8 protein-coding genes are annotated in these 14,289 nt (G+C 65.8%); 3 read left to right on the top strand and 5 right to left on the bottom strand.

Annotation, left to right across the window (positions count from 1 at the left end; all coding sequences use genetic code 11):
- Positions 1-197: 197 nt before the first annotated feature.
- The 3 genes from QE385_RS00405 to QE385_RS00395 all read left to right on the top strand — a co-directional run bounded on the left by QE385_RS00405 (position 198) and on the right by QE385_RS00395 (position 5,895).
- A complete protein-coding gene (locus QE385_RS00405; RefSeq protein ID WP_307098019.1) occupies positions 198-2,291 on the top strand; it encodes an alpha-glucuronidase family glycosyl hydrolase in 2,094 nt (697 codons plus the stop codon).
- 308 nt (positions 2,292-2,599) lie between these two features.
- Entirely contained in the window at positions 2,600-2,752 is a 153-nt protein-coding gene (locus tag QE385_RS00400) for a hypothetical protein (protein ID WP_307098018.1), read from the top strand.
- The gene (locus QE385_RS00395) at positions 2,749-5,895 is read left to right on the top strand and encodes a TonB-dependent receptor (RefSeq protein WP_307098017.1); all 3,147 of its coding nucleotides are present in this window, start codon (positions 2,749-2,751) and stop codon (positions 5,893-5,895) included. Before QE385_RS00400 ends, QE385_RS00395 begins: the two co-directional genes overlap by 4 nt.
- A gap of 117 nt (positions 5,896-6,012) precedes the next feature.
- Here the strand turns inward: QE385_RS00395 and QE385_RS00390 are convergent, their stop codons facing one another.
- From QE385_RS00390 to QE385_RS00370, 5 genes are all read right to left on the bottom strand, one after another.
- Positions 6,013-8,955 (bottom strand): TonB-dependent receptor domain-containing protein, encoded by a 2,943-nt coding sequence (locus tag QE385_RS00390; RefSeq protein ID WP_307098016.1) that lies wholly within the window; start codon positions 8,953-8,955, stop codon positions 6,013-6,015.
- A 203-nt stretch (positions 8,956-9,158) separates the two neighbouring features.
- The gene (locus QE385_RS00385) at positions 9,159-11,858 is read right to left on the bottom strand and encodes a DUF3857 domain-containing protein (protein ID WP_307098015.1); all 2,700 of its coding nucleotides are present in this window, start codon (positions 11,856-11,858) and stop codon (positions 9,159-9,161) included.
- 246 nt (positions 11,859-12,104) lie between these two features.
- Positions 12,105-13,721 (bottom strand): DUF5597 domain-containing protein, encoded by a 1,617-nt coding sequence (locus QE385_RS00380; protein WP_307098014.1) that lies wholly within the window; start codon positions 13,719-13,721, stop codon positions 12,105-12,107.
- 88 nt (positions 13,722-13,809) lie between these two features.
- Positions 13,810-14,001: a hypothetical protein gene (locus QE385_RS00375; RefSeq protein WP_307098013.1), complete on the bottom strand. Its 192-nt coding sequence runs from the start codon at positions 13,999-14,001 to the stop codon at positions 13,810-13,812.
- 72 nt (positions 14,002-14,073) lie between these two features.
- Complete coding sequence (locus QE385_RS00370) at positions 14,074-14,286, bottom strand: cold-shock protein (RefSeq protein WP_307098012.1); 213 nt, start codon at positions 14,284-14,286, stop codon at positions 14,074-14,076.
- Positions 14,287-14,289 lie beyond the last annotated feature (3 nt).

The raw sequence follows: 14,289 nt of genomic DNA, 5'->3' as shown, positions 1-14,289 counted from the left end.
CGTCCTTCAGGCGACCAGAAGCGCGACAGAAGGATGGGTGCGCAAAACGGCATGGCGAATCATTCGATGCCTGCGGCTCATGACGGCCCTCTCCTGTCAGGCAGCCGGTCTGACCGGACTTGCCAATTGGTCTGATAGCGGTAACGTGCGGGTCAAGCGTCGGCTTGTCAATCGCCGACACATCGGGAGAGCATGGCATGAAACGGATTCGCGCATGGGCCACCGCGCTGTCCCTATCCTTGGTGGCGTTGCCCTTTCCGGCGATGGCGGACGATGGCTATGCGCTGTGGCTCCGCATCGCCGCACCGACGGTCGGGCAGGCCGATGTCAGGGTGTCGGGCACATCCCCGACGCTGGAACTGGCGGGCTCGGAACTGAAGCGCGCCCTGCCCTCGGGCATGCCGCCCGTCATGGTGGCGACCGTTTCGGACCCCGCCCTGCGCACGCTGCGGCTGAATTTCGGCGGGCTGGGCGAGGAAGGCTATATGGTCCGCCCGGTGACGTTGCAGGGCCGGACCATGCTTCTGGTCGCGGGCAACAGCGATCGCGGCGCGCTCTACGGTGCCTTCGCGCTGCTCCGCCATCTTGCCACCGGCGGAACGGCCGATCGGGTCGAGCTGCGGTCCGCGCCCAAGGTGAAGCTGCGCGTGCTGAACCATTGGGACAATCTCGATGGCTCGATCGAGCGCGGCTATGCGGGCCAGTCGCTCTGGGACTGGTGGACGCTGCCCGACTTCCGCGATCCGCGCTATACCGACTATGCCCGCGCCAACGCCTCGATCGGGATCAACGGCACCGTCCTGAACAACGTCAACGCCAAGGCCGACAGCCTGACCGCGCCCTATATCGCCAAGGCGGCGGCGCTGGCCGATGTGTTCCGCCCCTGGGGCATCCGCGTCTATCTATCGGTCAAATTCTCCGCGCCGATCGAGCTGGGCGGGCTGAAGACCGCCGACCCGCGCGATCCGGCGGTGGCGGCCTGGTGGAAGGCCAAGGCGGACGAGATCTATCGCGCCATCCCCGATTTCGGCGGCTTCCTGGTCAAGGCCAATAGCGAGGGGCAGCCGGGCCCGCGCGATTACGGGGCCAGCCATGCGGACGGCGCCAACATGCTGGCCGCCGCCGTCAAACCCCATGGCGGCATCGTGATGTGGCGCGCCTTCGTCTATGCCGAGACCGATCCCGAGGATCGCGCCAAACAGGCCTATACCGAGTTCAAGCCGCTGGACGGCAAGTTCGCCGACAATGTGCTGGTGCAGGTCAAGAACGGCGCGATCGACTTCCAGCCGCGCGAGCCCTTCCACCCGCTGTTCGGCGCGATGCCGCGCACGCCCCTGATGATCGAGTTCCAGATCACCAAGGAATATCTCGGCTTCGCGACCCATCTCGCCTATCTCGGCCCGCTGTTCACCGAGGTTCTCGACGCGAAGACCGGGTGGAAGCCCGGCGAGACGGTCGCCGATGTGGTCGACGGCGCGGCGGAGCATCGCGCGCTTTCGGGCATGGCGGGCGTCGCCAATATCGGGCGCGACCGCGACTGGAGCGGATCGACCTTCAACCAGGCCAATTGGTACGCCTTCGGCCGCCTCGCCTGGGACCCCGACCTGTCGGCCCAGGCGATTGCGCGCGACTGGACGGAGCAGACTTTCGGCACCGACCGTCAGGTGGTCGACACGGTCACCGCGATGATGATGGGATCGCGCGAGGCGGTGGTCGACTATACCGGCCCGCTCGGCCTCGCGCATCTGATGGCGACCGGCCATCATTATGGGCCGGGGCCATGGGTGGCCGATCTGGCGCGCCCCGAATGGAACCCGGCCTATTATCACCGCGCCGATGCGGGCGGCATCGGCTTCGACCGGACCGCGAAGGGCAGCAATGCGGTCGGCCAATATGCCGCCCCAGTCGCCAGGGCCTTCGCCGACCCGGCGACGACGCCCGAGTCGATGCTGCTCTGGTTCCACCATCTGCCCTGGGATCGCCGCATGACGAGCGGGCGCACTCTGTGGGACGAGATGGTCGCGCATTATGATCGCGGCGTCGCCTATGTCGTCCAGATGCAGCGGCAATGGGACACGCTGCGTCCCAAAATCGATGCCGAACGCTGGCAGAAGACCGCGACCTATCTCGCCATCCAGGAGAAGGAAGCCCGGTGGTGGCGCGACGCGAGCCTGGCCTATTGGATGTCGGTCAACCATCGCCCCCTCCCCGCCGGGGTCCGCGCGCCCGAGCATGACCTGGCCTGGTACAAGGCGCGGAGCTTTCCCTACGCGCCGGGCCAGGCGCACTGACCGGAGGCGGAGCGAGGCCGGACCATCGCGACGCCTTTGGTCCGGCCGCCTGTAGGGAGTCGGCGCGAGCGGACGGCATGACCGACCTGCCTTGCAGATCCCTGCGCCGACCGCACCGCGACCATGGCGCCCGCGAATGGCGGCCCGCAATCGATAACAGCTTGCAGACAAGCAAAATTCTTCGCCGGGATGCTTTGGTCTAGCCAATTTCATTTGACTTACAGACCAATAGGCCTGACGATACCGCTATCAACGAAGCCGCATCAGACGGTTGTGAGGGGAAGCGGAATGACATCCATGGCATCATCATGCCCGACCCGATCGGGCGTCACGCGGTCCGCATCATCGGCCGCCTTGCCGCACCGCTCGCCCGACGCCTGATCGCCCCGACCGCCATCAACATTCGAATAGCCGCATGTCCCGGCGAAGGGCAGCGGACCGACCGAGAGGACCTGACATGAGGACTGTGCCCCCCATCCGCCTGCGCCGCCTGGCCCTGCTGTGCGCGACCGCCGCCGGTGCCATGAGCGCGTCGACCGCGCTCGCCCAGGCGGTGCCGCCGCCGCAGGAACAGGTTCCCGCCGACGGCCAGGACAATGGCCCGTCGACGCCCCCCGCGCCGCAGACCGACCAGACCCAGGGCACGACGAGCGAGGACATCGTCGTCACCGGCTATCGCTCGAGCCTGGCCAAGTCGACCAACGCCAAGCGCGCCTCGACCGGCTTTACCGATTCGATCTTCGCGGAGGATATCGGCAAGTTCCCCGACACCAACATCGCCGAGTCCTTCAACCGCATTCCGGGCGTGACCATCACCCGCGACGTGACCGGCGAAGGCACCAACGTCGCCATTCGCGGCCTGGGGTCGAACTTCACCAACGTCACGCTGAACGGTGCGCCGATCGCCGTCGCCTCCTCGGGCGCGACCGACGCGCAAGGCACCGACCGCTCGGTCGACCTCAGCTTCTTCCCGACCGACCTGTTCACCAAGCTGACCGTGAACAAGAGCTATACCGCCGACCTGCTCGAAGGCGGTGCGGCGGGCAATATCGACCTGCGCTCGGCGCGGCCCTTCGATCGCCAGACCTCGTTCGTCGCCTATAACGTCCAGGCATCCAACCAGACGCCCGAGGACCGGATCGGGGCGCGCGGATCGCTGATCGGCAGCTGGCGCAACGACACCGTCGGCATCCTGGCGGGCGTCTCGGCGCAGCGGCTGTTCACCGACACGCGCGGCTTCGAGACGATCGGTTATACCAACCCCGCGCTGACCGCCGCGCAGTGCGGCGCGACCAGCGGATGCAACAGCACCGGCGGCGGCAACTGGACGATCCCATCGGTCGTGCCCGCAGGCGCGGGCGGCGGCCTGGTGGCAGGCACGACGATCGACCGCAACTTCCTGCTCGCCAACAATCCAGGCGCGACCATCCAGCAGATCGACAACGGCCTGCTGCCGCGCCTGGGCCGCGTCACCAGCATCCGCGGACCCCGCGACCGCATCAACGCGATCGTCAGCGCCGAATATCGCCCCACCGACCAGCTGCATTTCTACATTGACGGCCTGTACGGCTTCAAGAAGAACGAGCTGACGCGCGAGAACATGGCCTGGATCGTCCGCAACGGTGCGATCATCCCGACCAACCTGACCTTCGACAAGGCGGATTGCAGCGCGGGCTGCACCGTGACCGGCGGCACCTTCGCCAATGTCCAGTTCTTCAACGAATTCCGCCCCTATACCGAGACGACGCACCTGTTCAGCGTCAATCCCGGCGGCGAGTGGGAGATCAACGACAAGCTCAAGCTGAACATCCAGGGCAATTACGCGCGCTCGACCTTCCACCGCGAAAGCCCGACCGTCGGCATGACCACCCCGCTGGGCGCCGGCAACACCGTCACCTATTCGAACGACGGCGGCATCCCGACGATCACCAGCGCGCTCGACCTGAACGACCCGAAGAATTTCGGCTGGAATGCGGGCAGCCGCGTCAACCTTCAGGACGAGCGGCGGCTGTACATCAACAAGGGGATGCGCGGCGACCTGACCTGGGGCGACACCGCGCTCAACGTGAAGATCGGCGGCGCGTTCGACAATACCGCGCGGCGCATCCGGGGCTTCGACAACAGCCAATATTGGCAGAACGCGGTGTGCGGCAACAATCCCAACGTCGCGGTCCCCTCCCCCAATTCGCAGCCGCCCTGCGAGGGCCTGAACGCGCCCGGCGCGGCGCCCGCCGGCTATCCCACCTATCCGGGCTATGGCACCGGCTATACGGCGGGGATGAGCGGACCGGTCAGCTATGGCGGGTCGCTGATCCCTAACAGCGCCGCGTCGAGCTATCTGATGCCAGGGCCCGCCGGGTTCGTGACGGTCAACTGGCCCGCCTTCGCCAAGGCGAGCAACTATCAATTCTATCACGACAACGCCCCCGAAAATGGCGGCGCGAACACCGGCGCGAGCGCGGGCTATATCCGCGAGATCGTCAAGTCGGCCTTTGCGACCGTCAACGGCGCGCAGGAACTGGGCGGCAACACGCTGCGCTTCAATGTCGGCGTGCGCTACGTCAACACGATCCAGACGATCTCGGGCCGCGTCTCGCTGCCCGATCCGCGCAACACGACCGCCTCGGGCGCCTCGCTGCCCGATGGCAGCCGCTATCCCAGCATCGTGAACATCGCCAACACGCGCAACGTCTATTCGGAATGGCTGCCCGCCGCGACGCTGGCCTATGACATTGGCGAGCATGCGGTGGTGCGTGTCGCGGGCTCGCGGACGATGACCCGGCCCGACCCGTCGGCGCAGCTGCCGGGCGTCAACTTCGGCGCCCCCTCGGCCGACCAGGCCTCGATCGGCAATCCGGCGCTGGCGCCCTATCTGTCGACCAATCTGGACCTGGGCTTCGAATATTATACCGGGCGGGAGGGCGTGATCAGCTTCAACGCCTTCCGCAAGTCGATCGAGGGCTTCACGACGACCGCGATCTCGACGGTGCCCTTCTCGAACCTGGCGCAATATGGCATCACCTATGACACGCTGAACTCGACGCAGCAGATCGCGATCAACGCGCGCGGCGGGCCCAACCAGGCGCAGGTGCAGGTCACCTCGCAGGTCAACGTGCCCAACAAGCTGACCATCAACGGCCTGGAATTCCAGTGGGTCCAGCCGCTCGACTTCCTGACCCGCGCGATCGGCATCACCGGCTTCGGCTTCAACGCCAACGCCACCATCGTCGACCAGCGCAGCGACGGCCCCGCCGTGGCGTTCGGCGTCGCGCCCTTCACCTACAACATCACCGGCTATTACGAGAAGAACGGCGTGATGCTGCGCGTCGCCACCACCTCGCGTCAGGGCGCACAGAACAGCGGCGCGGCGCAGAACGGCATTCCCAATGCCGCACTGTTCGGCACCGACTTCACCACCTATGACTTCTCGTCGTCCTTCGACCTGGACAAGCTGTTCGGCATGCCCGGCGCGCCGCAGCTGACCATCAACGTCGCCAACTTCACCAACGCGACGCTGCGGTCCTATTTCCAGTTCGAGAACGCCACCTTCACCCAGTACAAGCCCGGCCGCCAGTTCCTGATCGGTCTGCGCGGAACGTTCTGACCCTCTGCTTCGGCAGGCCCGGCGGAGCCGATCGGCTCCGCCATCCTCTCCCGACAAACTTCGGGCTCCTTCCACATCGGTGGAAGGAGCCCGTTCTTATTCCGGCAAAGACGATCGTCAGAACTTGACGGTCGCCCCCACGAAGATGCGGCGGCCCAGCACGTCATAGACGCCCGGATAGGTGTTGCCGTTGCCGAACAGGTTCAGCACGCCCGAAGCGAGGGCGGGCGGGCTCTTGTCCAGCAGGTTGTTCGCACCGATACGCAGCGTCAGGTTGCGATTGACCTCGACCGCGCCGGTCAGGTCGAAATAGCTGTACGCCGGCAGGTGTGCGTCGATCGGATCTGACGACTTACTGTTCAGAAAGCTGTTGCTCGACGTCGCCGAATTGTTGGTCGGGCCGATATAACGCCAGTTGAGCGACAGGCTGGTCTTCCCGTCCGGCTTCCAGGTCATGCGCACATTGTGACGCCATACCGGGGTCGGCTGACCGCAGGCATAACCGAACAGGCCCTTGCAGTCATAGCTGTCGCCGCCGGGCAGCGGCTGATTCGCCTGCTGGAACAGATAGGTGCCAAGGAAGTCGCCATAGAGACGGCCCAGACCACCCAGCGGGATCATCACGTTGCTGGCGATGTCCAGGCCCGAGGTCTTCAGATAGCCGGTGTTGAGCTTGGTCGAGGTGACATAGCCGGTACCGAAGATCGAGCCGGTCACCGGATCGCGATGGAACAGCCCGCAATAATAGGGGCTGCCGGTCGAGAAGCACTGGCCGATGATCGTGTTCGTATCGATGCTGGCGATATAGTCCTTCACCTTGATGTTGAAGTAATCGACCGAGAAGGACAGGTTGCGGCCACCCTGCGGTGTCAGGATGATACCGGCGGTATAGGTATCGGCCGTTTCCGGCTTCAGGTTGCGATTGCCACCCGTTTGCCCCGTGCACTGACCGGACGGGCATTCGATGACCAGGCGGCTATTATACTGGGCGGCGGTGACGCCGGTCAGCTGACAGGCGCTGAGCGACGCGGTGGGCTTCGCACCGGCACAGGGGTCGACCGCGTTGACGTTGCCCAGCGACAGGTTGTCGAACAGTTCGCTGATATTGGGCGCTCGGATGGCGCGGTTGAAGCTGGCCCGCAGGCGGATCGGGTCGATCACCTGCCAGCTCAGCTCTCCCTTATAGGTGAAGGCGTTGTACCGCGACGAATAGCCGGTCGAACGCTGGTTGTTCTTATAGGCCGAATAGCGGAAACCGCCGTTGAGCGTCAGCGACTTGCCGATCGCGGAGTCCTGCGCGATCGGAACCTCGATCTCGCCGAAACCCTCATTGACCGCGATGATGCCGTCCGAGTCCTGCGTGCCCGCCTGCTTGGCCACCTCGTCGCCGGTGAAGTACAGCGTCTCGCGACGATGCTCGCCGCCCAGCACGATGTTGATGCCGTCCTTGGCCCAGGGGCTGGTGATGCCGAAAGTGCCCAGGTCTCCGGTGATAGCGCCCGAGATGACGTTCAGGCCGTAGCGCCCCCAGGTCGTCGTTGGCGCATAGAGATATTGCGCCTGCTGGCCGGTCAGCCCGCCCGCCTGGAAGACGTTGATCGGGGTACAGGCGGTATCGGTGCCGTTGAGTACCGACTGGCAGACCGCCCCACCCTTGCCGTCCGGCACGGCGAGCAGCGCGCGCTGCGCCTTCACGACATTGACGTCGTTCATATACTGCTCGTCATAATGCGCGACCGAGCGCAGCACGCTGACGTCATAGTTGAAGCCGTGGCCGATATCGCCGCGCACGCCGACCATCGAGCGGTAGTAATGATGCTGGAGATCGTCGCGACGCGGCAGGGTGCCGCTGCCGCCGAGGCGATAGCCGACCAGCGTATTCTGCGTCGTCGCGGTGCCGGCGGCGGCGCCGCACAGCGCCTGTTGCTGGCTGGCGCTCATCAGCGGGTTGTTGCAGGTCACGGCATAGGTCTGACCGAACCAGAGCGCGGAGGGAGCGACCTGCGAGAAGCTGCGGTCGTCCATGTACATGAAGCTGCCATAGATTTCCGCCGCCTTCGAAATGTCGAGGTGGAGGAACGCACCGGCATTGTACCGCTCGCCGCTGCGCTGGATATAGTTCAGCGGCGCGTAATTATAGGTGTAGCTGTTGTCATAGGGCACCCAGGTCTTGGTGCCGTCCTTGCTGTTGGTCAGCTTCTGCCCCGCCAGCGGACCGGCGAGCGGCGTGAAGGTACCATAGGGGGTGTTGCTCGACCCGCCGCAGCTGAAGGTCGTCAGTTCGCTGTTGAGCGCGCAGGCCGACACATCGCGGGTCGACTGGAGCACCGGCTCGGTATGGCGATAGCCGCCGAAGACGGTGATGTTGAGCCGCCCGTCGAGCATCGTCTTGCCGAACGCGGCGTTGATGTCCTGCTTCGCACCGTCGAACACATGTTCGGGTGCGGTCTGATAGCCGCGCGCCGACACGATCCCGCGCAGGAACTGGTTGTCGTTGGTGTGGTCGGCGATGCTGGTCTGCGCATCCAGGCGGAAGCCGTCGAGCTTGTCGCGCAGGATGAAGTTGACGACGCCCGACACCGCATCCGAACCATAGACGGCCGAGGCGCCGCCGGTAACGATATCGACCCGCTCCACGATGGCGGAGGGGATGAAGTTGAGGTCCATCGCCTGGGTCGGCAACAGGCGCTGGCCGTTGACCAGCGTCAGCACGCGGTTCGAGCCGAGGTTGCGCAGGTTGATCTGCGCGGTGCCGTTCGAGCTGTTCGAGACATTCTCGTTCGCGTCCGCCGTGAACTGCGGCAGGCGGTTCAGCGCGTTCTCGATATTGTTGGTGCCCTGAAGGGTCAGCTCCTGCGAGCTGACGCTGGTCAGCGGGCTGTTGCTGGTCAGGTCCGGGCGCTTGATGCGCGTGCCGGTGACGACGACGTCCTCGCCCGCCGCCGCGTCATCGGGATTGCTCAACCGCGTCTGCTGCGCCGCCGCGCCGTTCGCCGTCACCAATCCGGTCGCCAGCGCAACCAAAGCGGCCGATCGCCGCCAATTTCTGCCACATACCATGTTAGATGCCCCCTTCCGAGCAATTTTGCGTCTATTCTCCCGTTTCTGCCAACTACATTATACGATATTCAGTCAATCGAAAATTTCTTTATTTATTGGTGGATGCACGAAAAAAGCCGGACGGCGGACCGTCCGGCTTGGAAGAAACGCTGTCGGCGTTGCGGGGCGAGTCGATGGCAAAGGCCCGACCCGCTACTTCAGGTTCAGGGCTTGATCCCCCAGCGGGCATAGGTCGCATCGACCTGCGGATCGAGCAGCCGGGCGTCGCGCAGATCGGCGGCCGCCTCGCCCGCCTTGCCCAGCCGGGTCAGGACGACGCCGCGCATGAACAGGCTTTCCGCGCTCTCGGGACGCTGGTCGAGCGCGGCGTTCAGGTCGGTCAGCGCGCGCGCCTGATCGTTCTGGCGGAAATACACCATCGCCCGGCTGTCGAGCGCCATCGCGCTGATCTGTCCGCCCATCTCGATCGCGCGGTTGCAATTGGCGAGCGCGGTTTCCAGCCCGAAGTTCAGCGTCCCCGCCGTCCAGCAGCGTTCGTTGAGCAGGCGACCATTGTCGGGCTCGCGCTCCATCGCCTGGTCGATCGCGGCCAGCGCGGCCTCGCCCTTGCCCGTCGCCGCCAGCACCTCGGCCTTGGCCATCAGGACGCCGGTCAGGTTCTCGCCCCCTTCCTCGACCTGCGGCTCGATCATGGCAAGCGCGGCATCGCCCTGCCCCGCCCGCGCCATCACCAGGCCCAGACGCTGGAGATAACCGATATTGCCGGGGTCCAGATCGCGCGCCGCCTTCAGGTCGGCGATGGCCGCCGCCCGATCGCCCAGCGCCAGATGCACATTGGCGCGGTCATAGAGATAGGGCGCGCTCGCCTGGATGGCGATCGCCTTGTTCCAGTCGGCCAGCGCCTGCTGACGGTCGAGGATATGGCTCTGGAACTGTGCGCGGGCGGCATAGCGTTCGGGATCGTCGGGCCGCTCGGCGATCAGCGAGGCATAACGCTGGAGCACCGTGTCATACAGATGCGCGCGCCGTGCCGCCTCGATCCCGCGCCACGGGCCGGGATAGCCGGGCTGGGTCCGCACCATCATCCGCTTGTTGCGCAATTCCGCCAGCCGCGTCCGTTCGGCCGGGAAGTCGGCGGGTGCGATCTCGGCGCCGCTGGTCAGACGTTCGGTCCGCACCGTCAGCAAGGGGCCCGCCAGGGTCGTGGTCGTCTTGACCCGCCCACCGGGCAGCGCCGCGTCAAGCGTCGCGGGCCCTTCGATCTCGAAGCCCTGTCCATCGCCGGGCAGGCGGACCGAATAGGTGAGCAGCGCGTGGCCGGGATTGCCCGTCGCGACGGGAACATCCTTCCACGCCTCGCGCGAGCGGTCGGGCAGGCGGAGATTGGAGAAATTCTCGGTCTGGTCGCTATAGCGGCGCTGCGCATAATTCCAGGACGGGTTCGCGATCCCGCTCAGGGCCACCGTCGCCGTGCCCGCCGAATCGTCGAACGTGACGTTGCTGTCGGTCAGGACGATGTGGTCCTCCCCGACGCGCGGGGCGACATGGCCGAACAATTCGCGCAGCTTCTGCTTGTCCAGCCCGCTGGCCAGCGTCTTGATCTGCCCGGCGACACCGCCGCGAAAGGTCATGCGGATGTCGGCGGGGGCGGCGATGTTCAGGCCGCCGCGCTGGTCGATGTTGAGCGTCGCCTCCATTTCGGGCCGCGCGGGGGCGCGACTGGGCATTTCGACCAGCTGCGCGCCCTCGGCCCGCAACGGCAGGACCCAGCGGAACGGCAGGCTGTCGCCCAGATCCTCATATTGGGTGCCCGCGCCCGTCCCGTCGAGCCACAGCTTCTCGCCGCCGACCGTCGCGACGACGAAGATATGGTTGAACGCCGCGAACGACGGCAGCCGCCGCGACACCATATCGCCCCCCTCCATATTGGCGAGCGCGGGTTCCGCCTCGATCCCCAATTCGTGGAGCATGGCGAGCAGCAACAGCGTCTTGGCCTTGCAGTCGCCATAGCGAAGCGACCAGGTTTCGGTCGGTTTCTGCGGGACATAATTGCCGTTGTTCATGCCGTTGAACAGATAACGGACCTTGCCCTGCACCAGCGCCAGGGCGGCGGCGACACGGTGGCGGGGGTCCTTTTCAGCGGCGGCGATCCGGGCAACCTCGGCGGCGAGCGGGCTGCCCGCCGGGATCAGTCCGTCGGTCTTGTAGAGCGTGACCGCGACCTTCGACACGCTCGGCCAGTCGGCGAAGGTCGAAGCCTCGACAAAGCCGGGCCGTGCATAGCGTCCCGGCGCCTGCGGGGCGATGTCGGGCTGGCGCGGGAAAGGCTGGGCGAAGACCAGTTCATGCCAGCCATTGGCATCGCCGACCACGGGATCGGCCCCGGTCAGATAGGCGCGCCACTGGACCGCCGATTTCTGCGGCCAGAGCAGGCGCGCGCGTGAAAAGCCGATCTTGACCGGTTGCGCCAGCAGCGGCGCATTGCCCATGCTGTTGCCCATCAGGCTGGGGTCCTTGACGGTACGCGATGCGCGCACGTCGAGTATGTCGCCCTCCCGCAACCCCTCGACCGCCAGCGTCGCGGTGAGCATCCCGTCCATCGACATCCGCTCCAGCCCCTGTTCGCGGCGCAGGACGGTGAACTGCTTGCCTTTCAGCGCGTCGATCCGCTCCCCGTCGCGGATGATGTCGACGCCGTGGATGATCAGATCGCCATGCGCGGGTTGCCAGGACAGGCTGATCGTCCCCGCCTGCGACAGCGCCTGGACCGAATTGGCGCGCGTGGCCTGTTCGAAATAGGACCAGCTCATCCCGTCGCCCAGCCGCACCTGCGCGTCGGCGATCAGCGTCGCGGGACTGTCCGCCGTCAGACTCTTGGTATCGGGCGCGGGAGCCAGCTTCACCCAGTCCGGCACCGGCTGGTAAAGAGGTTTGTCGCTCGCCTGCACAACATTTGCCGACGACAACAGCATAGTCACCAGTAACGCACGTCCGAACATTATCGTCCCCACCCCAAGAAGGGGCCGAGCGTAGCGACTTTCCATGACGCCTCAATCGGCACAGGCAAATTTTTCTTGCCTGACGAAATTGTCATGCCGATACATATTTATAAGCCGCGCCGCCTGAACCGTCCGCGCGCCCGGCCAGGGTCAGCGATAGCGCCCCATGACGACCTTCAGGACGACGGGACGGTCGACGATGTTGATGCCGTAATCGGTCTGGTCGCCGTTCCACAGCCGGTCCATGACCCAGCGCCCCTCCGCGAAATGCCCCTCCTCGACCCGCAGCACCATCGCCCTGGGATCGGGGGTCGCAGGCTCGAAGCGGACGCGGACATGGTCGGCGGTCATCAGGAATTCGTCACGCGACAGCTGGATCACCGCCAGGCCGCCGACCGGCTCCTTGCCCCAGGGGGCGGGCTCGGACTTGAGCCAGCTCCAGCTCTTCTCGCCGAACTGCCACTGGCCGAAGCTGCCCTGGATCGACCAGTCGCCCATCACCGTCTTCACGTCGGCGCCGTCGTCGGGCTTGGACGCCCCCCAGGTCGGATGCTCGAACGCCAGCCGCGCCCAGTCGTGCATCACCCCCGCCACCGCGCCATAAGGCCCGGCAAAGGCATCGAGCGTCGCCGCGTCGAGCTTGGTCGCGCCCAGCGGATAGTTGAAGAAGCCGGTGTCATCCATGCCGAACGGCGCAAAGCCGATCGCCCCGCGCCCCAGCGCGTCGTAGAAATAGCGGCCGAACTCGCGCGCATTGCCGATCTCGGGCACCAGCAGCGGATTGTCGGGCCGGGCAAAGGCCTTGAGATACAGCGCGACATTGCCGCTGGCGCGGTCATAGATATCGGGCGCCTCGGCATCGATGGCGGGGGCCGCGACCTTCCAGATGTCGAGCACGTCCTGCTGCGGCCCGCCGCTCGCCACCCCGTCGGGGTCAGGCACGTTGGAGGGGCCCGCCAGCGCGGCGTTGACGTACATGGGCAGCGGCTTCACCGCCTTGCCCGCCGCCGCGATCTCGTCGATGAAACGCGCGGTGTACCAGGTGTTGAAGGCGCGGTCGGCCTGCGTCCCGAACACGGCGCTCCACGTCCCCGGCCGCTTGCCCAACTGGCGGACCAGCATGGCGGGGACCGGCCCGGCGAACAGCCGCTGCGCCTCCGGTCCATAGTCGCGCGGGTTGCGATAGCTGCCGACCTCGTTTTCCGGCTGGACCATGATGACCGTGTTCTGCGGATCATGGTCCTTCAGATAGGTCATCAGCCGGACGAAGGCGCGCTTGTCCGCCTCCAGCGTCGAACGGAACATCGGCGACAGAACGTAATGGTCCTTGCCGTCGCGCGTCTTCATCCGGGGAAAGCGGCGATTGTCCAGCTTGACCCAATCGGGGGTATAGCCGGGCGAGGTGTTCTTCCACGTCCCGAACCACAGCAGCACGACCCGCTTGTCATGCGCGCGCGCCTGGTCGAGCAGGGTCTGGACGAAGGAAAAGTCGAAACGCCCCTCCTCCGGCTCAACCTGTTGCCAAGCCACGGGAATCTCGACGGTATTGGCATGGATGCGGTCGAGCACCGGCCAGACCTGCGGCAGGGCGGCGGCATAGTTGCTCGAATTGTTGACCTGCCCGCCCAGCATCAGGAAAGGCCGTCCATCGACGATCAGCGCGTGGCGACCGTCGCGGGTCGCGATGCGGGGGATCTCGGTCGACCGGGCACCCGCCGGAGCCGCCGCCGCCAGCGCCAACAGAGCTGTAACCAGTTCACGGCGCATGACTTTTCCCTTCCCATCATCCGCGATCGATCGCGTTTGCGCGCTTGTGCACGGCTTGATGGTGGGGATCAACCAGCGGACACACCCTTTACGGGCAGATGGCGGTCACCGTCTGAACTCGCGCGTCGCGCGCGGCCTCGGTGCGGAGCGAGCGTTGCGCCATGGCGGACCAGGCCGCCTCCGCGCGTAGACAGCGTTCGCGCACATTGGCCAGGTCGGAGGCCGCCGCCTGGTCGCGGCAATCGGCCGCACGCTGCTGATAGAGTTCGGAATCACGCATGGCAGGATCCTTTCCGACACCAACATCAGGAACAGGCGGGACCGGAATATCGGGCCCCGCCATCGATATGCGTCAGTCGACCGGTTGCAGGTTGACCGCCGCCATCTTGCCGCGACGATCCTGCTCCAGCTCGTAACCGACACGCTGGTTCTGCTGGAGCGTGATCATCCCCGCACGCTCGACCGCCGAGATATGGACAAAGGCATCGGTGCCGCCATTATCGGGCGCGATGAAGCCATAGCCCTTGTCCATGTTGAAGAATTTGACGGTGCCGTTCTGGCTCATGAT

The organism is Sphingomonas sp. SORGH_AS_0950 (assembly GCF_030818415.1).
Classification (GTDB): domain Bacteria; phylum Pseudomonadota; class Alphaproteobacteria; order Sphingomonadales; family Sphingomonadaceae; genus Sphingomonas.
Note: the sequence above shows the minus strand (reverse complement) of the source record. Positions and strands in the feature narration are given on the sequence as shown.